Below are 22,803 nucleotides of genomic sequence, written 5' to 3' on the forward strand. Positions count from 1 at the left end.
CTGAGACGGAACGGGAGGGAACCATGGGGCGACTCGGGCGCAAGATCGCGGCAGGTGCGCTGGCCGCGTGCCTCCCACTGGCATTGGCGGCATGCGGCGGATCATCCGGCCGCGGCGAGCCGACCAAGAGCGACGCCGGCGTCAAGCTCACCGCCTTTCCCGAGCGGGTCTATTGGGGCGACGCGCACCTTCACACCGCCAACTCGGTCGATGCCTTCGGTTTCGGCGTCAGGCTTGGGCCGGAAGAAGCGTTGCGCTTCGCGCGCGGCGAGGAAGTCACCTCGTCGATGGGGCTCAAGGCGAAACTGGCGCGCCCGCTCGACTGGCTGGTGATCACCGACCATTCCGACGCGCTGGGCGGAACCAAGGCGCTTGCTGACGCGTCCCGCATCCTCATCCGCGATCCGATGATGAAGCGCTGGCACGACATGCTCAATGCCGGACCCGAGCAGTCACTGCGCGCCACCGCCGAGATGATCGATGCGCGCGCGCACAACACCATGCCCGCCGAGATGACCGACAACGCGATAGGGGCCAAGCGCACCCGATCGATCTGGAACGACCACATCGACACCGTCGAACGCTATAACGAACCGGGCAAGTTCACCGCGATGCTGGGGTTCGAGTTCACCCTGATGGATGGCGGCAAGAACCTTCACCGCAACGTCATCTTCCGCGACGGCGGAGACCGCGTGCGCTCGGTCGTGCCGCTCGGCGCGTGGGGAGCGACCGCCTCGACCGACGCGCTGTGGAATTACATGGACGCCTACGAAAAGAACACCAAGGGCCGGGTTCTGGCGATCCCGCACAACTCCAACCTCTCCAACGGACTGATGTTCGAGATGACTCAGCCCGGCGGCGGGGCGATGACCGCCGCATATGCCCGCCGCCGCCTTGACCACGAGCCGCTGGTCGAGATCACCCAGATCAAGGGCGACAGCGAGGCGCACCCGTTCCTTTCGCCCAACGACGAGTTCGCCGGGTATGGCGTGGCCGGCTGGGAGCTGGGTGACCTGGCCATGGCCGAGCGCAAGAACCCTTCGATGTTCGCGGGCGAATACGTCCGCGAGGCACTCAAGCGCGGGCTGGCCCTTGAAGCGAAGACCGGGGTCAATCCCTACAAGTTCGGGGTGATCGGCTCGACCGATTCGCACACCGCGCTGAGCACCGCCGACGAAAACAACTTCTTCGGAAAGCACACCGGCAACGAACCGAACGCCAAACGCGCGATGTCGCCTCAGAACCTGGGCACCAATCAGGGCCGGTTCGGCTGGAACTATCTCGCCAGCGGCTATGCCGGCGTCTGGGCCCGCGGCAACACCCGCGCCGAGATCTTTGACGCGATGCTGCGCAAGGAGGTCTACGCCACCACCGGACCGCGGATGACGGTACGCGTGTTCGGCGGGTGGGATTTCGCGCCAACCGATCTCGCAGGCGATTGGGTGCGGATCGGCTACGCCCGCGGCGTGCCGATGGGCGCTTCGCTCAAACCCGGAAAAGGCCGCCCGAGCTTCATGATCTCCGCGCTCAAGGACCCGATCGGCGCGAACCTCGATCGGGTCCAGGTGGTCAAGGGCTGGATCGACAAGGCGGGCGCAACGCATGAGAAAGTGTTCGACGTCGCCTGGAGCGACTCCGCCAAGCGCAGGCCGGTGAACGGCAAAGTTCCCGCTGTCGGCGATACCGTCGATGTTGCCAAGGCCAGCTACTCCAACGCGATCGGCGCGCCCGAACTCACCACGGTGTGGGCCGATCCTGACTTCGATCCGGCAGCGAAGGCGTTCTACTATGTCCGGGTGATCGAAATCCCGACGCCGACCTGGGTCGCGTTCGATGCGTTGCGCTACAAGCTGAAACTTCCCCCGAAGTTCCGGTGAAAGCGCAGGAGCGGGCCTACACTTCACCGATCTGGTACGATCCCGCGGTATGAACCCAGGGTCGCGCGGCGCCCGCCTGCTGCGCGAGCCCCTGGTCCATTTCGCCGTCCTGGGGGCCTTGATCTTCGTGCTGTTTGGCGACGCGACCAGCGCCGGGGAGCGGCGGATCGTGATCGACGCGGCGCGAGTCGAGCGGATCGCCGGGCAATTCACCCAGAACTTCCGCCGCGCGCCCAGCCCAAGCGAACTCGACGCGCTGATCCGCGACGACGTGAAGGAGGAGGTTTACTACCGCGAGGCGCTGCGCCTCGGCCTTGACCGCGACGACGAGGTCGTGCGGCGGCGGATGCGGGTCAAGATGGAGGCGTCGGCCGATACCGCCGAGGATATCTCCGCGCCCGACGACGCCACGCTGCAACGCTGGCTCGACACCCATTCAGACAGGTTCGCGGGTGAAAGCACTTATAGCTTCGACCAGCGCTATCTTGGTCCCGCCCCGCTCCGCGCGTCCGCAGGCCTGGAGCTGCTGCGCGCCGGGCAGGACTATCCAGGCGCGCCCATCCCCCTTCCCGCGCGCTTCGAAAACACCGGCGCGGGCCAAACGGCCGCCCTGTTTGGCGACGCCTTCCCCACTGCGCTCGACCGCCTGCCCCTAAATGTGTGGAGCGGCCCGGTGGCATCGGGTCTCGGTCAGCATTTGGTCCGCCTGCGCCGCCGAGAGCCCGCCGCCCCGCCCCGCCTCGCAGCGATCCGCCAGCGGGTCGAGAACGATTGGCGCGCTGCCATGGTGCGCGAGCGTAGCGAACGTGCCTATCGCACGCTGCTGGATCGCTACGCCGTGGTGGTCGAGAAGCCGCAATGAGGCTGGCCGTGGCGCTGTGCGCGCTGATCCTGCTGACGCTTTGTCCTGCCCGCGGCGACGACTTGCGTCCCGGCTACCTCGAATGGATCGAGCGGACCCCCGACGCGTGGCAAGTCACCTGGAAGGCGCCGCTGCTGGGCGGGCTAGCAACGCGGTCGCGGCCGATCCTGCCCGCAGGCTGCATCGTCGCGAGCGCGCGGCGGCGGTTCGTCGGGCCGACGGTCGTGGAGACCTTTACCGTCCGCTGCACCGCCTCGCTCGCCGGGCGTAAGTTGGGACTGGCCGGTCTCGAAACGGGGTTCACCGATGCGCTGCTGCACGTGGCCCCGATCGGCCAGCCCGCGCAGGCGGCGCGGCTGACCCCGCAGCAATCCGAAGTCGCCGTCGCCGCGCGCGGCTCGAGAGCAGAGGTTGCGTGGACGTACCTCCGGCTGGGTTTCGGCCATATCTTGTTCGGGTTCGACCACCTCCTGTTCGTGGTCGCTCTGGTGCTGCTGATCGGCGGCTGGCGGCGGTTGGTCGCGACCGTCACGGCGTTCACCGTCGCGCACTCGATCACCCTGGCGACGACGACCCTGGGACTGGTGACGCTCGCACGCAAGCCGGTGGAGATCTGCATCGCGCTGTCGATCGTGCTGGTGGCGCGCGAGATCCTGCGCCCGCCCCACGCAGCCCCACCGCTGGCCCGCCGTGCACCCGCGCTGATCGCTTTCGCTTTCGGCTTGCTCCACGGCTTCGGCTTCGCCGCGGCGCTGGCCGAGATCGGGTTGCCCGCAGGCGAAATCCCGCTCGCCTTGTTCACCTTCAATGCCGGGGTTGAGCTTGGCCAGCTCGCGATCGTGGCGACCACTCTGGCGCTGATCGCGGCCCTTGAGCGGCTCGTCAGCCAATGGCGGCGGCCAGCGGCGGTCGCCGGGGCCTATGCGATCGGAGCAGTGGCAACCGCCTGGCTCATCGAAAGGACTTTGGCGTGACGAACGTCTGGTGGGGAAGAATGGCGCGCCCGGAACGATCTCGAACGTCCGACCCTCAGATTCGTAGTCTGATGCTCTATCCAGCTGAGCTACGGGCGCGTGTGAGCGGCGCAGATAGGTGAGGCGGCCGGGCTTGGCAATCCCATAAGCGGCTTGGTCGTCTAGCCGGCGCGGGCGAACTCCGCCAAACGCTCGATAAACGGCTGGTCGAGTGGCGGAACCGCGAGCATCGCGGCTTCCTCGGCGGTGAACCAGCCAATCTCTTGGGCATCGAGACAGCATGGGTCGCCCACCCAACGGGCGCACCTGTAAAGTTTCAAGACAAGCGCGGGAACTAGCGAACCGGCTAGCGACGGTTCGGCGGTCTCGCCCAGCTCAAACAACTCCGCAGGCTCGACCTCGATGGCGAGTTCTTCTGAAATTTCCCGGATTAGCGCCGATTTCGCACTCTCGGCGCCCTCGATCTTGCCGCCCGGAAATTCCCACAGGCCTCCGTGGCGTCCCCCCGGTCTGCGCTTCTGCAGTAGGACACGGCCATGGCGATCGATCAGCGCCACCGCCACGACCTCCACCGCTGTCGGAATTCTTGTCATCAATGGTCCGCTTCTCAACCTTTTCTTAACGCGGGTCCGGCAAATAGGCCATCCGGATGCCAGAAGTTGGGGAAAGGAAGCCAGACATGCTGAAATTCATGCGGCACATTCTCCGCACCGAGACGGGGGCAACTGCGGTCGAATACGGTTTGATCGCGTCACTTATCGTTATCGCTATCATAGGTGCGCTCAATAGCTTCGCGACCTCAGCGAACACGATGTTCTCGAAGATCGAGACCAGCGTTTCTCAAGCGGGCAATTAAAAGAATTTTAGGAATTCGGCTCTAACTTGGAAGATGCTTGATCCGAGGGTTTTCCAGAGACAGGCCGGGTAATCGAAGACTGCAACCAGGAGATCGACCATGAAGTTTCTGCGCATTCTCAGGAAGAACGAAAAGGGCGCCACCGCAATCGAGTATGGCCTGATTGCCGCACTCATTGCCGTTGCCGCGATCACCGCTCTGACCAACCTTGGTAGCTCGCTGAACACCACGTTCTCGACGGTTGGCGGCAAGCTCGACACGGCCAACACCAGCGCCAACTAAGGCGCGGGCAAGCTCATCTTAAAGGGCGGCAGGGAAACCTGCCGCCCTTTTTCGTCAAGTTCGGCGGGTCGCTCAATAGATGACCAACTTGACCTTCTGCCCCGGGCTGACCGCGGCGTTGGCCGTCAGCCCATTGAGCACCAGAAACCGTTCGACCTGGTAGTCCGAGTACGCCATGCGCGACGCAAGCGAGCGCACCGTATCGCTCGAACGAACCGTCACGATCGCGATCCGCCGCGGTTTGATCGCGGCCGCCTCGCTCGCGCTGATCCGCCGCAGCGACCGGAACATCGGATCGAAAGTGCCGCTCTGCCCGGCAGGCGACAGCGTGGTGAAGTGATAGGCCTGACCGTTCGAAAACTCGTAGGCGAACACCACGACATCGACTTGGCTGCCGCCCGACGCGACCCGCGCCACGCCATAGGCTGCGGGGATTCCGTTTACCGTGGTCCGTTCAATCTGTGAGATGGGGATTTGCGCCTGGTTGGTGCTGCCCAGGCCGGCGAAAACCGAGCGGATATAGGTTTCGAGATTGCCGTTGTAGGCCGCGCTCGAGAATTCTGCCTTGCCCGAGCCCCCACCGATCGACACCGCCCGCGTGCCGTTCATGACATAGAACCCGTTGGGCGCCTGGAAGGTCAGGCGGAATTCAGGGTGGGTGAAGCGATTGCCCTCAACCACGCCCTGCTTAGGGTCGTCGCCATACATGATACCGTCGATCCGGCTGAGAAACGCGTCGCGGTTGACGATGCCGGTGGCGGCGGGGCCGGCCCGGACCAGGGCGGCGCGCACCCGCGAGGCGGGATCAGGATGGGTGCTTGCCCATTCGGGCACGCGATTGCCGCTGGTGCCCATCAGCCTCGCATCGAGCGCAGTCTGGTTGGCGAGGCTCTGGAGCACAGTCGAGAGCGCACGTGGATCGTACCCGGCGCCCCGCATATACTGGATGCCGAGGTTGTCGGCCTGGGTTTCCTGGGCGCGCGAAAACGACGCCGTCAGCGCCTGCGCACCGAATTGCGATCCTTGCGCGATCACGTTGCCGAACCCGCCGCCGACCACCGAGCCGAGCACCTGGCCCAAGACACCGAGGATCGAATTGCGGGTGGCCGCCTTCTGGCGCAATTTCGAATGGCGCGCGGCCACGTGCCCGACTTCGTGGCCGAGCACCCCGGCAAGCTCCGCCTCGTTGTTCATCAGCGCCACGAGTTGCCGAGTGGTGTAGACATAACCCCCGGGGATGGCGAAGGCGTTGTTTACCGGCGAATTGAGCAGCGTGACGGTGAAGTCGTCGCGCGCGTTACTGAGCCCCGATTGGATCGCGATATTCTTGCCGATCCCGGCGACATAGGTCGCCTGCGGGCCGGTCACCGCTCCGCCGAACTCGGCGATCAGCTCGGGATTGGCTTTGGCCCCGGTCGCCTTGTCCGACGGGCTGATGTTGCGCGCGGTCTGTGCGGAAAGCGGCGCGAGGGTCAGCGCGGCGCTGGCCAAAAGGGCGGTAGCACGCAGCATATGGCGTGGGCGACGGGTCATGGTAGGCTCCTCATGCAAACGCGCACAGCCGGCGGTCGCCCGCGGCTGTGCGTATTTTCTATACCCTTGCTAAACGGCCTTACGAGACGGGAAGTTCCCGGATCGTTCAGGCGCCATCGCCGATCCGCAGGAACCGCTGTGCTCGGGCCGCGCGCAGATCGGCGGCGGATTTGCCGATTTGCGCATCGAGTTCCTCGCCGATCGCGGCGCTCAGCGAAGCCGCAGTTGCGGTGGGATCGCGGTGTGCGCCGCCTATCGGCTCGGGCACAATCCGATCGATCACCTTGAGCGCCAGCAAGTCCTGCGCGGTGGTCTTCATCGCCTCGGCCATTTCCTGGGCCTTGTCGGCGGTACGCCACAGGATCGAAGCGCCTGCCTCGGGCGAGATCACCGAATAGACCGCGTGTTCGAGCATCAGCACCCGCTCGGCGCTGGCCAGGGCGACGGCGCCGCCCGATCCACCCTCGCCCACGATCGCCGCGACCATCGGCACCGGCAGCGCCAGGCAGGCCTCGGTCGAGCGGGCGATCGCCTCGGCCTGACCGCGCTCCTCGGCCTCGACGCCGGGAAACGCCCCCGATGTATCGACCAGCGTCACCACGGGCAGGCCGAACCGGCCGGCGAGTTCCATCAGCCGGATCGCCTTGCGATAGCCCTCGGGCTTGCCCATGCCAAAGTTGTGGCGGATGCGGCTGGCGGTGTCGTTGCCCTTCTCGTGCCCGATCAGCATGACCTTGCGCCCGCCGAGCCGTGCCGGACCGCCGACTATGGCCTGATCCTCGCCGAACAGGCGATCGCCGCCCAGCGGGATGAAATCCTCGAACATCAGCCGCACATAGTCGACGAAGTGCGGGCGCATCGGGTGCCGCGCGACCTGGGTCTTCTGCCATGCGGTCAGCGCGGCATAAGTGCTACGCAGAAGCTCGGCCGACTTTTGTTCCAACCGGCTGATCTCGGCCCCGATCTGGACTTCGCCACCCGCGGCCGTCTGCCGCAACTCCGCGATCTTGGCGTCGAGCGTCGCGACGGGCTTCTCGAATTCGAGGTAAGAAATCATCGCGCGTCGCTAGTCGCCTGCGCCCCCGGGGGCAAGGCCCGGACGGGGTCGCCGTGCCGTGCCAGCGGGTGCTTGGAATTGACCAGCGCAACCAGCCGCGCGCTGTCGACATGGGTGTAGATCTGCGTCGTCGCGATGTCGGCGTGCCCAAGCAGGGTCTGGAGCACGCGCAGATCGGCGCCGCCTTCGAGCAGGTGGGTGGCGAAGGCATGGCGCAGCACGTGCGGGCTGATCCGCGCCGGCTCGATTCCCGCTCGCCCCGCCAGTTCGCGCAACAGTTGGAACAGGCGGACGCGTGAGAGATGCTTGCCGCGTGAGGGAAACAGCCAGCGCGGCGCCGCCTCTCGCACCGCCAGCCAGCGGCGCAGCGCTAGGCCCGCGCGAGCGCTGACCGGGACCATCCGCTGCTGCCCGCCCTTGCCGGTGATCGTCAGGAATGGTGCGTCTCGGGGCACCGCCGCCAGCGGCAGCGAGACCAGCTCGGTTGCACGCAGGCCCGAACCGTAGAGCAGTTCGAGCAATGTCAGCATCCGCACGCCCGCGGGCGTTTCGGCGGCCGCCTCATCCTCGGCGGTGACGAACAGCCGGGCGATTTCGGCGTGATCGAGCAGCCGCGGGAGCGGGCGGCGGGAGCGCGGCTTCGGCAAGGCCGATGAGGGATCGTCGGCTCGCAGGCCCTCGTCGATCAGGAAGCCATAGAACTGACGCAGCGCCGAACACTTGCGCGCTAGTGACGCCGGCGCGAGATCGCTCCACGCCGCGCCAAGTCGCACCAGATCGTCACGTGTGGCGGTGGCTAGGTCGCCGATGTGCTCACCCGCTCCCTCAAGATCGCGGCGGTAGGCGGCCAGCGTATTGGCGGCCGCCCCGCGCTCGGCTGCGAGCATGGCGAGGAAAGATTCGGCCTCGCTCGTGGTCAGGCCCGCGCCACCGCTTCGGCGGCAATCATCCGCGCTTCGGGTTCCAGCCCCACCCGGCGCAGCGCGGAAACGATGTGATAGAGCGCCAGCGGGGTCATCTGGCTCCAGCTCTCACCTTGCATTCCCGCGCCCGCGAGGAGGGCCACCAGCGTCTGGTTCCCGCTGTCCGCCGCGGCGCGGATCGCCCGGGACCACTTCGTCTGGCGATTGAGATCGACGCCGAGGTCCTTCGCGAAATCGCCCGCCACCCCGCGATCGACCCGGCCGAGGCCATAGAGCCCGGCGAGCAGCAGCTTCGAGCGCGCCGCATCCTGGCTCGGATCGTCGTCGCGAAAGGTGGAGAGGTCGCTGGAGCCGACTTGCCCGGTGCCGGGCGTGCCGACCACCACCAGCGCCCAGCCCTGGCTGCCCCCCTCGACCACCGGCAGCCATCGCGCGGCGTTGCGGTCCAGCCCGGCGGTAAGCATCGAGGCGATGAGATCGCCCGACTTGTCCGCGAAATCCGCGACCACGGGCATCCGCGCCGCAGCGTAGGCGGTCAGGACATGGCGCGAATAGAGCCGTTGGGGGTCGCTCGGGTCGCCCCACAGCGTCTCCATCGCCGACAGCCGGGCCGATGGTTCGGTCGCGACATAGGCCTGGCGCAGGGTTTCCGACCGGCCCTTCCAGTCGCCCTCGACATCGTCGTCGGCATAGATTTGGGACCACAGATCGACCAGCGCGGCGCTGGACAGAATGCCGCGGGCAGCGGCGAAATCGGCGGCGGCGGCGCGCTTGTCCAGCTCGAGCATGGGCGCGCGCGCGGCCACGTAATCGAACCGATGCCCGGCCTTGTCGAGCAGCGCTTCGGGCGGCTCCGACCCGACCGCCAGCGCCAGCGCATAGCGCCACGGGGTCAGTTCCTCGACCTTGTCCCATTCGATCTTGACCGCCTTGCGGCTTTCGAGCGCGGACCCCGCGTATTTCTGGGCGAGCAGCAGGTCGACGTTCTCGTATCCGCCGCCCACGCCGCGGCGGCGCAGGCGCTCGAGCTCGGCCATCGCCGCGGTGCCCTCGCCCTCGAAGCTGCGGCAGATCTGGCGAATCATCTGCCATTCGGCTTCCTGCCGCCGCGCCGCGGTGATCGCGGCGATCGGGCAGGCGCCGAGGATGTCGGAGGTGGCGAGATAGGCGTCCAGCGCGCTGTTCTCGAGCGCGGGGGTGAACGCCCCGCTATCGACCTGCTGGACCAGCGCCCTGGCCGCATCGACCTCGCCCATCCGCAACAGCACGCGGGCGCGCAGCGCGACCCAGTCGGCGCCGTTCATCCCGGCCGGAACCGTCAGGCGGCTGACCAGCGCGCGGCGCAGCAGGATCGAACCCCAGCGCGACACCGGCGGCCGCTTGGTCCCTTCGAGCACGGCGCGGACAAAGCTGCCGTTGAGCACGCGGGTATCGTCGGCGGCGAAACCGCCCTCGCTCTCGTCGAGCAGTCCGGCGCGAACCAGGCTGCGCGCTTCCTGCGCCGGAATGTCGGCACGCGGGCGCTGGGCGTCGATGAGTTCCTGAAGCAGCGCGGGATCGAGCTGATCGGCGATCGACGGGCCGGCGGGCGCACGCGGCGCAACCGCGCCGCTAGCCCCGGGCAAGGGCTGGATCATCGGCACCGAGGTCCCCCCTCCGCCAGGCGCGGGGGCGGGTCGGGCGCTGGGGCGTGGCGTGGGGGCAGGCGCGGGCGCGGGTTGATCGAACCCGGGGGGCAGCAACGATTCGGGCGCGTCCTGGGCGACCACCATCGCCGAGCTGAGCGCCACCGCGCCGCCGGCCAGCCACAACGCGCGCGCTGTCATCCGCCGTCCGCCGGCACTTCGATGGGCTGTTCGATCCATTCGCGCTGCCGCAATCCTCCGTCGATCCATGCCCAGGCGATGATCGCGACGAGCGCCAGCGACGCCAGCGTCCAAATCCATGTCCTGCGACTCACGCGACCTCTTCGAGCGTTCGCGGGACCGGCCCGTTGCCGGAAGCCGCACCCGTGCTTGCGCCGCTGCCTAGCCCAACTATACGCGGCGCCGCAATGCCCGAACCCTCCAGCCCCGAAGCGACGCACCCCACCCCGCGCGAGATCGAGGCCCTGGCGCGGCGGATCGATCGGCCGGTGGTGCTGGTCGGCCTGATGGGCGTGGGGAAGACCAGCGTCGGGCGGCGCCTGGCCGCGGCGCTGCGTTTCGGGTTCGTCGACGCCGACGAGGCGATCGAGGAAGCGGCGCAGATGACGATTCCCGAAATCTTCGAAGGCTTTGGCGAAGCCTATTTCCGCGACGGTGAGCGCAGGGTGATCGCCCGCCTGCTCGACGAGCGACCGAAGGGAGCCGGAACCGTGATCGCCACCGGCGGCGGCGCGTTCGTCGATCCCGCAACCCGCGCGCTGATCCTGGAGCGAGGCATCGCGGTGTGGCTCGACAGCGATATCGACACCTTGCTCGACCGGGTCGGGCGCAACAGCAACCGTCCGTTGCTGCGCCACGGTGATCCGCGCGAGACGCTGCAGCGGCTCAAGGCCGAGCGCGAGCCGTATTATCGCGAAGCCCCGATCCACGCCGCGAGCCGTCCCGGCCCCCACCAGCGGACGGTGGGCGCAATCCTGAGGGAGCTGGAAAAATGGCAGTAATCGCGGTCGACACCCCCGGCGGCAGCTATGAGGTGCGCATCGGCGCAGGGCTGCTGGCCGATGCCGCGAGCCACTGCGCGCCGCTGCTGCGCAAGCACAATGTGGCGATCATTACAGACGGCAACGTCGCCCGCTGCTGGCGCGCCACGGTCGAGGCTTCGTTCGCCGCTTCGGGCTATGCTACGTATTGGTTCGAACTGCCCCCCGGGGAATCGAGCAAGAGCTGGCCGCAGCTCGGCGCGCTGCTCGAATGGCTGCTGGAACGCGAGATCGAGCGGGGCGACGCGATCCTTGCACTGGGCGGGGGGATGGTCGGCGACATCACCGGGCTGGCCGCGAGCCTGCTCAAGCGCGGCTGCCGCTTCATCCAGTTGCCGACGACCCTTCTGGCGCAAGTCGATTCGTCGGTCGGCGGCAAGACCGCGGTCAACATGGGGGTCGGCAAGAACCTGGTCGGCGCGTTCCACCAGCCGGCGCTGGTGCTGGCCGACTTGTGCGCGCTCGATACCCTGCCCCCGCGCGAGTTGCGCGCCGGTTATGCCGAAGTGGTCAAATACGGCATTCTGGGGGATGCCGACTTCTTTGCGTGGTGCGAAGCCAATGCTGCGGCCCTACTCGCAGGCGATCCCCAGGCGCGCGAATATGCGGTTGCGGCCAGCGTGGCCGCCAAGGCGCGGATCGTCGGCAAGGACGAGCGCGAGACCAGCGGCGCGCGCGCCCTGCTCAACCTCGGCCACACCTTCGGCCACGCACTGGAGGCGCAGACCGGCTTTTCCGACCGGCTGCTGCATGGCGAAGGCGTGGCGTTGGGGATGGTCCTGGCCGCCCGGTTCTCGGCCCGGCGGGGATTGATCGCCGCCCGCGATGCCGAGCGTATCGCGGCGCACATCGCCGCCACCGGGCTACCCGCCCGCCTCGCGGAGCTGGGCCTCGACTGCGACGGCCAGACCCTCGTCGCGCACATGCTCCACGACAAGAAGATGGACGCTGGCACCCTGCCCTTCGTCCTGCTCCGCGCCAACGGCGACGCCTTCCTCGATAGGTCAGTGGAATTGGCGGACGTGGCGGCATTTCTGGACGGGGAGTTGGGTTGAGGTTCAGGTGTGAGGTTAAGGCGACGCCAGTCTTCGACTTCGACAAGCTCGGGCGGAGCCGACTATGGCGGGATGTCGGCTTACGACCCCAATTCGGTCGTCGAGAACCAAACAAGGTAAATCCGAAGCGGCCGCACGATCTTGCCGGCAGCCTATGGATGGTCAAACTGGATTGCCGTAGTTGCCGTGGAGTGACGCCAAAGATCCTCACCACGATTGTCGGCTACACGCCCCGTCAGTTTGGCGCGGATGCTCTTGCCGGTGTGACCGTCGCGCTCGTCGCGTTGCCGCTGAGCATCGCCATCGCCATCGCGTCGGGCGCTCCGCCCGGTGCCGGCCTGGTCACTGCGGTTATCGCGGGCTTCCTGATCTCGGCGCTCGGCGGTAGCCGAGTGCAAATCGGCGGTCCGACCGGAGCCTTCATCGTGGTGGTCTATGGCGTCATCCACGACCACGGATATGACGGCCTGCTCCTCGCTACATTGATGGCTGGTGCCTTCCTGCTGGTGGCAGGTCTACTGCGCGCTGGGCGGCTCATCCGTCACATCCCGGAAGCGGTGATCGAAGGCTTCACCATCGGTATCGCGATCGTGATCGCAGTCAGCCAAGCCAAGGACCTGGCGGGGATGTCCGGCGGTGCGCTGCCCGCCGACTTCCTGCCGAAGCTTTCAAGCTTGTGGGCGATGAGGGAGACCTTCAATCCGATTGCCTTAACGCTGGGCGTGATATGTATCGTCGCGATTCTTGTTCTTCGCAGACTCGCACCAAAAATCCCGTGGCTGGTCGTCGTAGTCGCGCTGGCAAGCATCGTTGCTGCATTCGCGTTGCCCTCGGTCGAGACCGTTGCGGGACACTATGGGGCGCTTCCCAAAGGTCTCCCCGGGCCACACCTGCCGAAAACCAACCTCGCGAAGATGCCGGAGCTACTCCCCTCGGCGTTGACGATTGCGTTCCTCGCCGGGATTGAATCGCTGCTTTCCGCGATTGTCGCCGACCGGATGATTGGGGCCGCGCATCGCTCCAACGCCGAGCTGATCGCTCAAGGCGCTGCCAATATCGCCTCACCTCTATTCGGAGGATTGCCAGCGACGGGGGCAATCGCCCGCACCGCAACCAACGTGAACGCAGGTGGCCGCACGCCGGTAGCAGGCTTGATCCACGCGCTGGCTATCTTCGCAGTCCTGCTGCTTGCTGCTCCGCTTGCCGGGGCGTTGGTGCTGCCGGCTCTGGCGGCTCTTCTCGTTGTGACCGCTTGGACGATGAGCGAGCCACATCGCTGGCCGGAGCGCTTCCGTCTTCCGAAGCACGAGCTTGCCCTATTGCTGCTGACGGCGCTGCTTACAGTGCTGGCCGATCTCGCGATTGCCATTGCCGTGGGGACGGTGCTCGGCCTTGGACTCCGGTTCGTCCGGGGAGAGACCGTACCGCCCACTTGGCATACTCCGTTCCCTTGGAAGCGCGACATTCGGAAATAGAGCAAGGTTCCACTCATTTGGACCGCACCGGCGAACAGCCAACGTCAGCATTTGCAGATGATCGTCCGACAACTGCCCGTCGGGAAACCACCCCCGTTCGGCCTAGACTGTCGCCACTCTGCCTGACCTGTAGGAGGCGACGCGCGGACGCGGTCCGATGCGTTTTTCGGGACAGTCCAAGCGCCTTGGAAAACCGTTTTCCTACTCGGCGAGAATGTGGCTTACCCTTGGAAATGTCCGAATTGCCTCTTCGATCGTCCGCGAGCCGCTTCGTCCCAGCCCCGGCGAGGCAACGCGGAAGGTCACACGCAGGCCTTTTTCGCCGCGAGCCGGCCAGCCGCGGTCGGGCGGCGGCAGTTGGCCTGTTTTCCCTTTGTATTCATAACAGTAGCGTGCTCACGCGGTATGGATTCCGCGATCAGCTTCGCCCGGAAGGTCACACAGTTTCGCGCGACGTTTTGCGGTCCAACAGGCCGCGGCGATTAACGCGCGGGACATCTGCCGGTGTCCACGTTAGTCCGTTGCGAGCGCAACCATCCAGAGGCCGCCGCCCATGACCGTCGCCGAAGCCACGCCCAAACTCGACGCCCTAGCGGATCGCAACGACCGCGCTTTCCTCGGCCATCCCAAGGGCCTCGGCTACCTCGCCTTCGTCGAAGGGTGCGAGCGCTTTTCCTACTATTCGATGCAGACGCTGCTGGTGCTGTACATGGTCAAGTACCTGCTCCTGCCCGAGCGGATCGGCGGCGTGGTCGGCCTCGCATGGTTGCGGTCTTGGCATTACGAGGGCCTGACGGGCCAGCCGTTGAGCTCGGCGATCTTCGGCGACTACACCAGCCTCGTCTACCTGACCCCGATCGTCGGCGGAATCCTTGCCGACCGTTGGCTGGGGCGGCGGCTGGCGATCGTCGCGGGCGGGTCGTTCATGGCGCTCGGCCATTTCCTGATGGCCTTCGAGACGATGTTCCTGTTCGCGCTGATCTCGCTGATCATCGGCGTCGGGCTGTTCAAGGGCAACATGGCGAGCCAGGTCGGCGAACTGTACAAGCCCAGCGATCTCCGCCGAGCGATGGCGTTTCAGATCTTCTATATCGCGATCAACGTCAGCGTGATCGTCGCGCCGCTGATCTCGGGCACGCTGGGCGAGAAGGTGGGCTGGCACTGGGGGTTCGGCACCGCCGGGGTGGTGATGGTCGGCGGCTTGCTGCTGTATCTTGCCGCCCGGCCCTGGCTGCCCGCCGACAACCGCCCCGAGCGCGGTCAGGCGCGCGTGAAGGTCAAGCTCAAGGGCGACGACTGGCCGCGGATCGTCGCGCTGCTGCTGCTCGTGCCCGCGTTGACGATGGCGCTGCTCACCAACCAGGAAATCTTCAACGCCTACCTCGTCTGGGCCGACGCGCAGTTCCAATTGACGTTCTTCGGCGAAACCTTGCCCACCACCTGGATGATCACGATCGACGCCGCGCTGTCGTTCTCGATGCTGGTGGCGGTCGCGTGGTTCTGGAAATGGCGTTCGGACAAGACCGGCAGTGAGCCCGACGAGCTGGGCAAGATGATCATCGGCAGCTTCTTCACCATCGGCGGAGGCCTCTGCCTCGTGATCGCCGCGGCGACGCAGGGCGACGGCAAGATCGGGCTATTCTGGCCGCTGCTGTTCCACCTGTTCAACTCGATCGGCTTCGCCCACATCCTGCCGGTCAGCCTGGCGCTGTTCACCAAGGTCGCGCCGCGATCGATCAACGCCACGGTGCTGGGGATCTACTACCTGGCGTTTTTCGCCGCGAACAAGCTGGTCGGCTATGTCGGTGGCCTGTTCGAGACGATGCCGACCACCAGCTTCTGGCTGCTCCACGTTGGCACCGCGGGCATCGGCCTGCTCGCGTTCGTGGTGTTCAAGCTGGTGCTGGGCAAGCGCATGACCCAAAGCGAAGCCCACGCCGAGGACGTGGCGCTGGCGTGAGGCTTACCCGAACACCGCGATCGACTGCATGCCGGCGGTGATCGCCTGACCATCGGAGTTCCAGATCGTCATGTCCTGGCTCGAGCACCCGTTCTCGGCATAGTTTCCCGCAGCGCGGATCATCCACCAGTCGTCGCGCGAGACCGGCGCGGGGGTCAGCAGGTTGAGGATCCAGGTCATCGAACTGATTGCAACGCGGGTGCCGATCAGCGGTATGACCGCAGGAGGCAGGCCATCGGCGCACAGCATCAGCGCGACCATCGGGTCGAGCGCCGCGCGATCCTTGAGCCTGATCCACCAGCAGATTTCGGGCAGCGGCTCGCTCTGGCGTGGCAGCGCGAAGCGGCGATCGAAATTGTCGATGAAACTGGGGCCCATGTTGCCCGGCAGCGGCTTGGCCTGATCGGGCGCGATCCAGCCGGCGGGCGGCGGCACGTCATGAAGGTGCAGCGAACTTTCCACCGACCCCATGAACACGAAAGTCGCCGTCAACCCGACCCCGGCTTCGCTCGCGACCTCGGCGCTGGCCCAAGTGGCGTTGCGTCCGCGGCGCAAGATGCGTGCACGGACGGTCACTTCGCCCGCGAGCGGCCCGACGAAGTTGACCGTGGCCGAGCGCAACGGGGGCAAATCGTCCGCGAGCCTGCGCGCCGCCTCGAGCGCCAGTGCGGCGGACAGCCCGCCGTAACTCGTCCGCCCCTGCATCCAGTCGGCGGGAATCGTGGCGGTGAAGCCATCGGCGGCGGGGCGGGCGGCGGCGAGGATTGCGGGCAGGCTCATTCAGGGGCCATCGTCGGGCGGGGCGCGGAGGTCAAGCCGCGCTCAGGGGAGCAGATCGATCGGGGCGAACCCGGCGAGCAGCGCCTCGCGCAGCAAAGTGCGGTGGCAGACGTTGGCGTCCCGTTCGTAGCACAGCAACGCCACGCGCTTGTCGCGGGCGAGATCGGCGAGCTGAGCGCCCGCGGCGATCGCCTCGGGAAGTTCAAGTTGCCCGGCGTAAATTCGCTCGAGCTCGGCATGCTTGCCTGCCCGCGCCGCCGCCCGGCCATCCGCTGGCGTGCCCAGCGCCTTGAAGTGCCGATACGCGATTCCAGCCTCGGCGAGCGCGCCGGCCAGCGCGGTCTTGGAAAAGCCCGGCCTGCGGGACAACGGCAGCGCCCGCACGTCGGCGAGGACCTCAACCCCCGCGCCAGTCAGCGCCCCGATCACGTCGGCGACGGTCGCCTGTTCGTAGCCGATGGTCCAGATTGACGGAGCGGTCACTCCATCTCCAGGATCACCGCATCCACAGCCAGGCTGTCGCCCGCCTTGGCGTTGACGGTCTTGACGGTGCCCGCCTTTTCGGCGCGCAGGATGTTCTCCATCTTCATCGCCTCGACCACCGCAAGCGGCTGGCCGGGCTGCACATGGTCGCCCTCGCCAACGTTGAGCGCGACCAGCAGGCCGGGCATCGGGCAGATCAGGAACTTGCTGAGATCGGGGGGAACTTTAACGATCATGTGGGCGCTCAACGGGGCGATCCGCGTTGGCAAGACCTGCGCCAGATGGCTCGCGCCGCGGGTGGTCAGCCGGAACCCGGTGCGGGTCGGAGCGAGCTTCACGCCGTATGTCTGGCTCCCGATCTCGGCTTCGACCAGCGTATCTCCGGGGGTATATTCGATCCCAAGCCCGACCGGCTCGCCGTCGACGGTGATGTCCTCCTCGCCCAATTCGACCGCGAAAGTCTTCCCGTCGAGCGTCACGGTCCAGGCATATGGCGGCTCCAGCGTCCCGTTGAGCTGGCCAGCGACCTGCCGCGCGCGATCCGCTCGCGCAGTGGCGAGGAACCCGGCGATCGCCGCCAGATGCCCGAGCGTCTCGTCCGATGTCGCCGCGCCCGCGAACCCGTCGGGATATTCCTCGGCGATGAACCCGGTGGTGAGGTCGCCCGATCGAAAGCGCGGGTGCTGCATGATAGCGCTGACGAAGTCGATGTTGTGACCGAGGCCCTCGATCTCGAAAGCGTCGAGCGCGGCGATCTGTTTGTCGGCCGCCTCATCACGCGTTTCGCCCCAGGTCACGAGCTTGGCGATCATCGGGTCGTAGAACATGCTGACTTCGCCGCCCTCGTAGACCCCGTCGTCGACGCGAATGCCATCCACGCCGCGGCGGCCGTTGGCGGCTCCATCGTCGGTCCAGCCTTCGACCGGCGGTTGATAGCGCACCAGCCGCCCTGTGCTGGGCAGGAACCCGCGATAGGGGTCCTCGGCATAGACCCGGTTCTCGATCGCCCAGCCGTCGATGCCGATGTCGGCCTGCGTCATCGCCAGCTTCTCGCCCGCCGCCACCCGAATCATCTGCTCGACCAGGTCGATTCCGGTGATCGCCTCGGTCACCGGATGCTCGACCTGGAGGCGGGTGTTCATTTCGAGGAAGTAGAAGCTCTCGCCGCTGGGGTCCGCGCCGCTGACGATCAGCTCGACCGTACCCGCAGAATAGTACCCCACCGCTCGGGCCAGTGCGACGCACTGCTCGCCCATCGCTGCACGCATCTTGGGCGTGACGAACGGCGACGGCGCTTCCTCGACCACCTTCTGGTGGCGGCGCTGGATGCTGCACTCGCGCTCGTTGAGGTAGAGGATGTTTCCGTGCTGGTCGCCGAGGATCTGGATCTCGATGTGGCGCGGGTTGAGGATGAACTTCTCGATGAACACCCGGTCGTCGCCGAAGGAGGCCAGCCCCTCGCGCTTGGTCGCCTCGAAGCCTTCGCGGACGTCGGCCTCGGAATACGCCAGCCGCATCCCCTTGCCGCCGCCGCCGGCGCTGGCCTTCATCATCACCGGATAGCCGATCTCGCCGGCGATGCGCACCGCATGCTCGGTATCGTCGATCTCGCCGACGAACCCGGGGACGACGTTGACCCCGGCGTTCATCGCCAGCTTCTTGCTCTCGATCTTGTCGCCCATCGCGGCGATGGCGTTCACCGGCGGCCCGATGAACGCGATCCCCTCGGCGGCAAGCGCCTCGGCGAACGAGGTCCGTTCGGAGAGGAAGCCGTAGCCGGGATGAACGGCCTCGGCCCCGGTCTGCTTGGCCGCGGCGATGATCTTTTCGGCGAGCAGGTAAGACTGTGCGGCGGGCGACGGCCCGATATGAATGGCCTCGTCCGCCATCTTGACGAACGGCGCGCGAGCATCGGCGTCCGAATAGACCGCCACGGTGGCTATACCCATGCGGCGGGCGGTCTTGATGACCCGACACGCGATTTCGCCCCGGTTGGCGATGAGGATTTTTTTGAACATTACCAAGTATACCATTTACGCAAAAGACGAACTGACAAGGCGATCACGATAATTGTTGCGACTTGCGAGCCAGGAAAGAACCAAAGCACTGTGGCCTGGCTCCATTCGCAAATCGGTTGCTCGAAAAGGCTGGGCAGGGTCCCATCAACCAAACAAACAAGTTGCCGACGCTGGAAATCACCCCGCCTGCAACAAGAATGAAGAGAAGAAACCTCGCCCAAGCGGGTAGATCTGGCTTGGCGGCGCAGTTCACTCCGCCGCCTCCACTGCCCACGCCCGCATCGGCTCCTCGCCTTGCATGGCGGTGAGCCCCAGCCGGGCGAACATCGCCCCGTCGGCGTCATCCCCCGCATTGGGCGCGGTGAGCAGCTTGTCGCCGGTGAAGATCGAGTTGGCCCCGGCGAGGAAGCACAACGCCTGCGTCGCCTCGCTCATGCTTTCGCGGCCCGCGGAGAGACGCACCATGCTCAGCGGCATCGTGATCCGCGCCACCGCGACAGTGCGGACGAACTCGATGTCGTCGATCTTCGCCAGCGGGGTGTCCGCCAGCATGTCTCCCAGCACCGTGCCCCGAATCGGCACCAGCGCGTTGACCGGGACGCTCTCGGGATGCCGCGGCAGCGTCGCCAGGGTGTGGATGAACCCGACCCGGTCCTCGCGGGTCTCGCCCATCCCGACGATCCCGCCCGAACACACCGCGATGCCAGCGCGGCGGACTTCGCCCAGCGTATCGAGGCGGTCCTGCATCATCCGCGTGGTGATCGCGCGTTCGTAGTACTCGGGGCTGCTGTCGATGTTGTGGTTGTAGTAGTCGAGCCCGGCCTCGGCGAGCTGATCGGCCTGCCTGGGGCTGAGCATCCCCAGCGTCATGCAGGTCTCCAGCCCCATCGCGCGCACGCCCTTCACGATCTCGAGAAGCGCGGGCATGTCGCGGTCCTTGGGGTTGCGCCAGGCCGCGCCCATGCAGAACCGCTGGCTCCCGTGATCCTTGGCCTGCGCCGCCGCTTGCAGCACGCTGCGGACATCCATCAGCTTGGTCGCCTCGACCCCCGCGTCGGCTTTCACCGACTGCGCACAATAGCCGCAATCCTCCGGGCAGCCGCCAGTCTTGATGCTGAGCAAGGTGCAGAGCTGGATCTCGTCCGCCGCATGATGCGCGCGATGGACCTCGGCGGCGCGGAACACCAGTTCGGTGAACGGCAGGACGAAGAGGGCGGCGATCTCAGGCCGGGTCCAGTCGGTGCGAATGGTCATACCGGCTTCCTCGCGAGATACACGCCCAGTGCCATCACCGCGATGCCCACTGCGCGCTTGGCGGTCAGATCGGACCTGATCGCGCCCCACAGGCCGAAGTGGTCGATCACGGCAGCAGCGGCCAATTGTCCAAGCAGCACGAAGAACACCGCGTTGCCGATGCCGATCCGGGGTGCGGCGAAGGTGATCGCAACGCCATAGAACAGGATAAACGCCGCGCCGGTCCAGATGTAGGGACGCTCGAAGGTGAACGAGCTCGCCGGCGGGAACCCGATCACCGCGAGGATCGCCAAGCTGATCGCGAGGCCCACCGCGAAGGCTATCGCGGTCGCCGCGACCGGTCCATGGACCTGCTGGCCCAGTGCCGAGTTGAACGCCGCGAACACCGGAATGCCCAGCCCGGTGGCGAACATCAGCGCGGCGAGCGGCCAGAACGACGCATGCGGGGTCACAACCGGCCGTCCCCAGCCCGCTGGTGTCGAGCGAAGTCGAGACACATCGCGCAAGGGTCGAACCTGGCGCGATATCCCTCGATTTCGCTCGGGATGAGCGGGGTTTGGACGACGTCAGTCACTCGGCGGCTTCCAGTTCCTCACCGGCGGGCGGCATGTTGTGGCCAAGCAGGCGCAGCATGTCGGCGGCGCATTCGACCACATTGCTGCCCGGGCCGTAGATGCCCTGCACCCCGGCGTCGCGCAGGAAATCGTAGTCCTGCGGCGGGATCACGCCCCCGGCGATGACTTTGATGTCGGCGCGGCCGGCATCTCTGAGCAGGCGGATCAGTTCGGGGATCAGGGTCTTGTGCCCGGCGGCGAGGCTGCTCGCCCCGATCGCGTCTACGTCCTTGGCCAACGCTAGGTCGCGGGTTTCCTCCGGGGTCTGGAACAGCGGGCCGCTGACTACTTCGAAGCCCATGTCGGCAAAGGCGCTGGCGATCACGTTGGCGCCGCGGTCGTGCCCATCCTGGCCCATCTTGGCAACTAGCAGCCGCGGGCTGCGGCCAAGACGGCGGGCGACCGACTGGACGCCGTCGACAACCTGGGCATAGCGGGCATCGGCTTCGTACGCCTTCCCGTAAATGCCGGTGACCGGGACCGGCTGAGTGCCGTAGCGCCCGAACGCGGCTTCCATCGCGTCGGAGATTTCGCCGAGCGAAGCGCGGGCGCGGGCGGCTTCGACGGCGAGCGCCAACAGGTTGCCACCGCCCTTCGCGCCTTCGGTCAACGCGCTTAGCGCCGCGCGGCACTTCGCTTCGTCGCGCGTCTCGCGCATCGCCTTGAGCCGCGCGATCTGGGCCTCGCGCACGGCGTGATTGTCGACCTCGAGTGTATCTAGGTGCGCCTCCTCGGACAGCCGGTACTTATTGACGCCGACAATCACGTCCTCGCCCCGGTCGACCCGCGCCTGGCGCGCGGCGGCGGCTTCCTCGATCCGCTGCTTGGGCATGCCGGTGGCGACCGCCTGGGTCATCCCGCCGAGCGCATCGACTTCCTCGATCACCGCCCACGCCTGATCGACCAGTTCCTGGGTCAGCGCTTCGACGTAATATGACCCGCCCAGCGGATCGACCACCTTGGTAATTCCGCTCTCTTCGGCGAGGACGATCTGGGTGTTGCGCGCGATCCGGGCCGAAAAATCGGTTGGCAGCGCGATCGCCTCGTCGAGCGCGTTCGTGTGCAGGCTCTGGGTGCCGCCAAGCGTCGCCGCCATCGCCTCGATCGTGGTGCGAATGACGTTGGTGTAGGGGTCCTGCTCCTGGAGCGAGACCCCGCTGGTCTGGCAATGGGTCCGCAGCATCTTGCTGCGCTCGTCCTTTGCCCCCAGCCCGTCCATCACCCGGTGCCACAGCGTGCGCGCCGCGCGCAGCTTGGCGACTTCCATGAAGAAGTTCATGCCGATGCCGAAGAAGAAGCTCAGCCGCCCGGCGAACGCATCGATATCCAACCCCGCGGCCATCGCCCGCACGGCGTATTCCTTGCCGTCGGCGATGGTGAAGGCCAGTTCCTGCACCGCGGTCGCCCCGGCTTCGTGCATGTGATAGCCCGAGATCGAAATGCTGTTGAATTTCGGCATGTTGGCCGAGGTGTAGGCGATGATGTCCGAGACGATCCGCATGCTCGGTTCGGGCGGGTAGATATAGGTATTGCGGACCATGAACTCCTTGAGGATGTCGTTCTGGATGGTCCCATCGAGCTGGGCGAGCGGCACCCCCTGCTCCTCGCCCGCGACGATGAAGAACGCCAGGATCGGGATCACCGCCCCGTTCATCGTCATGCTGACGCTCATCTTGTCGAGCGGAATGCCGTCGAACAGGATTTTCATGTCCTCGACGCTATCGATCGCCACCCCGGCCTTGCCGACGTCGCCCACGACGCGCGGGTGATCGCTGTCGTAGCCACGGTGGGTGGCCAGATCGAAGGCGACCGACAGGCCCTTCTGTCCGGCAGCAAGATTGCGGCGGTAGAACGCGTTCGATTCCTCGGCGGTGGAGAAACCCGCATACTGGCGGATCGTCCAGGGCCGCCCGGCGTACATCGAGGCGCGAACCCCGCGCGTGAACGGGGCGAAGCCGGGCAAGCCAGGATCGTCCGCGTCTTCCGCCGTGTACAGCGGCTTGATCGCGAAACCCTCGGGGGTGTGCCAGGTCAGGTCCTTGCCCTTGACCTCTTTCGCTGCAGCGGTCTGCCAATCGGCGAGCTGTGGGGTCCGGGGGGTCTTGTCGGTCATC

20 protein-coding genes, 1 tRNA gene and 1 pseudogene are annotated in these 22,803 nt (G+C 66.6%); 9 read left to right on the plus strand and 13 right to left on the minus strand.

Annotation, left to right across the window (positions count from 1 at the left end; all coding sequences use genetic code 11):
- Window positions 1-23: 23 nt before the first annotated feature.
- The 3 genes and pseudogenes from GKE62_RS03255 (at window position 24) to GKE62_RS03265 (ending at window position 3,713) form a co-directional block, all read left to right on the plus strand.
- A pseudogene (locus GKE62_RS03255) lies at window positions 24-1,930 on the plus strand (DUF3604 domain-containing protein).
- Window positions 1,927-2,739: a peptidyl-prolyl cis-trans isomerase gene (locus GKE62_RS03260; RefSeq protein WP_154690992.1), complete on the plus strand. Its 813-nt coding sequence runs from the start codon at window positions 1,927-1,929 to the stop codon at window positions 2,737-2,739. Before GKE62_RS03255 ends, GKE62_RS03260 begins: the two are co-directional and overlap by 4 nt.
- The gene (locus tag GKE62_RS03265; RefSeq protein ID WP_154690993.1) at window positions 2,736-3,713 is read left to right on the plus strand and encodes a HupE/UreJ family protein; all 978 of its coding nucleotides are present in this window, start codon (window positions 2,736-2,738) and stop codon (window positions 3,711-3,713) included. The genes GKE62_RS03260 and GKE62_RS03265 overlap by 4 nt, the downstream gene beginning before the upstream one ends.
- Window positions 3,714-3,734: 21 nt before the next feature.
- Here GKE62_RS03265 and GKE62_RS03270 read toward each other — a convergent pair.
- Window positions 3,735-3,812, minus strand: a tRNA-Arg gene (locus GKE62_RS03270).
- Between the two features lie 62 nt (window positions 3,813-3,874).
- Window positions 3,875-4,306, minus strand: a complete 432-nt coding sequence (locus GKE62_RS03275; RefSeq protein WP_154690994.1) for a (deoxy)nucleoside triphosphate pyrophosphohydrolase — start codon at window positions 4,304-4,306, stop codon at window positions 3,875-3,877.
- A gap of 86 nt (window positions 4,307-4,392) precedes the next feature.
- Between GKE62_RS03275 and GKE62_RS03280 the strand changes: the two genes are divergently transcribed.
- Both GKE62_RS03280 and GKE62_RS03285 read left to right on the plus strand, forming a co-directional pair.
- Window positions 4,393-4,569: a Flp family type IVb pilin gene (locus GKE62_RS03280; protein WP_154690995.1), complete on the plus strand. Its 177-nt coding sequence runs from the start codon at window positions 4,393-4,395 to the stop codon at window positions 4,567-4,569.
- Between the two features lie 99 nt (window positions 4,570-4,668).
- A complete protein-coding gene (locus GKE62_RS03285; RefSeq protein WP_154690996.1) occupies window positions 4,669-4,851 on the plus strand; it encodes a Flp family type IVb pilin in 183 nt (60 codons plus the stop codon).
- Window positions 4,852-4,923: 72 nt separating this feature from the next.
- Here GKE62_RS03285 and GKE62_RS03290 read toward each other — a convergent pair whose 3' ends face one another.
- The 5 genes from GKE62_RS03290 to GKE62_RS03310 form a co-directional block, all read right to left on the minus strand.
- The gene (locus GKE62_RS03290) at window positions 4,924-6,384 is read right to left on the minus strand and encodes a M48 family metalloprotease (protein WP_154690997.1); all 1,461 of its coding nucleotides are present in this window, start codon (window positions 6,382-6,384) and stop codon (window positions 4,924-4,926) included.
- Between the two features lie 106 nt (window positions 6,385-6,490).
- Complete coding sequence (locus tag GKE62_RS03295; protein ID WP_154690998.1) at window positions 6,491-7,441, minus strand: acetyl-CoA carboxylase carboxyltransferase subunit alpha; 951 nt, start codon at window positions 7,439-7,441, stop codon at window positions 6,491-6,493.
- Window positions 7,438-8,361 (minus strand): tyrosine recombinase, encoded by a 924-nt coding sequence (locus GKE62_RS03300; RefSeq protein WP_154690999.1) that lies wholly within the window; start codon window positions 8,359-8,361, stop codon window positions 7,438-7,440. Before GKE62_RS03300 ends, GKE62_RS03295 begins: the two co-directional genes overlap by 4 nt.
- Entirely contained in the window at window positions 8,358-10,229 is a 1,872-nt protein-coding gene (locus tag GKE62_RS03305) for a hypothetical protein (protein WP_230206890.1), read from the minus strand. The genes GKE62_RS03300 and GKE62_RS03305 overlap by 4 nt, the downstream gene beginning before the upstream one ends.
- On the minus strand, window positions 10,187-10,324 hold the full coding sequence (locus GKE62_RS03310) for a hypothetical protein (protein WP_154691001.1): 138 nt from the start codon (window positions 10,322-10,324) through the stop codon (window positions 10,187-10,189). Before GKE62_RS03310 ends, GKE62_RS03305 begins: the two co-directional genes overlap by 43 nt.
- A gap of 93 nt (window positions 10,325-10,417) precedes the next feature.
- Between GKE62_RS03310 and GKE62_RS03315 the strand changes: the two genes are divergently transcribed.
- From GKE62_RS03315 to GKE62_RS03330, 4 genes are all read left to right on the plus strand, one after another.
- Complete coding sequence (locus GKE62_RS03315) at window positions 10,418-11,011, plus strand: shikimate kinase (RefSeq protein WP_154691002.1); 594 nt, start codon at window positions 10,418-10,420, stop codon at window positions 11,009-11,011.
- A complete protein-coding gene (aroB, locus tag GKE62_RS03320; protein WP_154691003.1) occupies window positions 11,002-12,105 on the plus strand; it encodes a 3-dehydroquinate synthase in 1,104 nt (367 codons plus the stop codon). Before GKE62_RS03315 ends, aroB begins: the two co-directional genes overlap by 10 nt.
- A gap of 191 nt (window positions 12,106-12,296) precedes the next feature.
- Window positions 12,297-13,580: a SulP family inorganic anion transporter gene (locus GKE62_RS03325; RefSeq protein ID WP_154693533.1), complete on the plus strand. Its 1,284-nt coding sequence runs from the start codon at window positions 12,297-12,299 to the stop codon at window positions 13,578-13,580.
- Between the two features lie 553 nt (window positions 13,581-14,133).
- Complete coding sequence (locus GKE62_RS03330; RefSeq protein WP_154691004.1) at window positions 14,134-15,540, plus strand: peptide MFS transporter; 1,407 nt, start codon at window positions 14,134-14,136, stop codon at window positions 15,538-15,540.
- A 3-nt stretch (window positions 15,541-15,543) separates the two neighbouring features.
- Here the strand turns inward: GKE62_RS03330 and GKE62_RS03335 are convergent, their stop codons facing one another.
- The 6 genes from GKE62_RS03335 to scpA form a co-directional block, all read right to left on the minus strand.
- Window positions 15,544-16,320, minus strand: a complete 777-nt coding sequence (locus tag GKE62_RS03335) for a thioesterase family protein (RefSeq protein WP_154691005.1) — start codon at window positions 16,318-16,320, stop codon at window positions 15,544-15,546.
- A 42-nt stretch (window positions 16,321-16,362) separates the two neighbouring features.
- On the minus strand, window positions 16,363-16,803 hold the full coding sequence (locus GKE62_RS03340) for a DUF488 family protein (protein ID WP_154691006.1): 441 nt from the start codon (window positions 16,801-16,803) through the stop codon (window positions 16,363-16,365).
- Window positions 16,800-18,821 carry an acetyl/propionyl/methylcrotonyl-CoA carboxylase subunit alpha gene (locus tag GKE62_RS03345; protein WP_154691007.1) on the minus strand — a complete coding sequence of 674 codons (2,022 nt, stop codon included), beginning with the start codon at window positions 18,819-18,821 and terminating at the stop codon, window positions 16,800-16,802. Before GKE62_RS03345 ends, GKE62_RS03340 begins: the two co-directional genes overlap by 4 nt.
- A gap of 249 nt (window positions 18,822-19,070) precedes the next feature.
- Window positions 19,071-20,075, minus strand: coding sequence for a biotin synthase BioB (bioB, locus tag GKE62_RS03350; protein WP_154691008.1), 1,005 nt, complete (start codon window positions 20,073-20,075; stop codon window positions 19,071-19,073).
- Window positions 20,072-20,527 carry a DMT family transporter gene (locus GKE62_RS03355; protein WP_230206891.1) on the minus strand — a complete coding sequence of 152 codons (456 nt, stop codon included), beginning with the start codon at window positions 20,525-20,527 and terminating at the stop codon, window positions 20,072-20,074. The genes bioB and GKE62_RS03355 overlap by 4 nt, the downstream gene beginning before the upstream one ends.
- A gap of 118 nt (window positions 20,528-20,645) precedes the next feature.
- A complete protein-coding gene (gene scpA, locus GKE62_RS03360) occupies window positions 20,646-22,802 on the minus strand; it encodes a methylmalonyl-CoA mutase (RefSeq protein WP_154691009.1) in 2,157 nt (718 codons plus the stop codon).
- Window position 22,803: the final 1 nt, after the last annotated feature.

The organism is Novosphingobium sp. Gsoil 351, from assembly GCF_009707465.1.
GTDB lineage: Bacteria > Pseudomonadota > Alphaproteobacteria > Sphingomonadales > Sphingomonadaceae > Novosphingobium.

Excerpts from the sequence above, each read along its gene's own strand:
- GKE62_RS03260 (WP_154690992.1), top strand. The coding sequence starts at position 1,927 with ATGAACCCAGGGTCGCGCGGCGCCCGCCTGCTGCGCGAGCCCCTGGTC.
- GKE62_RS03265 (WP_154690993.1), top strand. The coding sequence starts at position 2,736 with ATGAGGCTGGCCGTGGCGCTGTGCGCGCTGATCCTGCTGACGCTTTGT.
- GKE62_RS03275 (WP_154690994.1), bottom strand. The coding sequence starts at position 4,306 with ATGACAAGAATTCCGACAGCGGTGGAGGTCGTGGCGGTGGCGCTGATC.
- GKE62_RS03280 (WP_154690995.1), top strand. The coding sequence starts at position 4,393 with ATGCTGAAATTCATGCGGCACATTCTCCGCACCGAGACGGGGGCAACT.
- GKE62_RS03285 (WP_154690996.1), top strand. The coding sequence starts at position 4,669 with ATGAAGTTTCTGCGCATTCTCAGGAAGAACGAAAAGGGCGCCACCGCA.
- GKE62_RS03290 (WP_154690997.1), bottom strand. The coding sequence starts at position 6,384 with ATGACCCGTCGCCCACGCCATATGCTGCGTGCTACCGCCCTTTTGGCC.
- GKE62_RS03295 (WP_154690998.1), bottom strand. The coding sequence starts at position 7,441 with ATGATTTCTTACCTCGAATTCGAGAAGCCCGTCGCGACGCTCGACGCC.
- GKE62_RS03305 (WP_230206890.1), bottom strand. The coding sequence starts at position 10,229 with ATGGATCGAACAGCCCATCGAAGTGCCGGCGGACGGCGGATGACAGCG.
- GKE62_RS03315 (WP_154691002.1), top strand. The coding sequence starts at position 10,418 with ATGCCCGAACCCTCCAGCCCCGAAGCGACGCACCCCACCCCGCGCGAG.
- aroB (WP_154691003.1), top strand. The coding sequence starts at position 11,002 with ATGGCAGTAATCGCGGTCGACACCCCCGGCGGCAGCTATGAGGTGCGC.
- GKE62_RS03330 (WP_154691004.1), top strand. The coding sequence starts at position 14,134 with ATGACCGTCGCCGAAGCCACGCCCAAACTCGACGCCCTAGCGGATCGC.
- GKE62_RS03335 (WP_154691005.1), bottom strand. The coding sequence starts at position 16,320 with ATGAGCCTGCCCGCAATCCTCGCCGCCGCCCGCCCCGCCGCCGATGGC.
- GKE62_RS03345 (WP_154691007.1), bottom strand. The coding sequence starts at position 18,821 with ATGTTCAAAAAAATCCTCATCGCCAACCGGGGCGAAATCGCGTGTCGG.
- bioB (WP_154691008.1), bottom strand. The coding sequence starts at position 20,075 with ATGACCATTCGCACCGACTGGACCCGGCCTGAGATCGCCGCCCTCTTC.
- scpA (WP_154691009.1), bottom strand. The coding sequence starts at position 22,802 with ATGACCGACAAGACCCCCCGGACCCCACAGCTCGCCGATTGGCAGACC.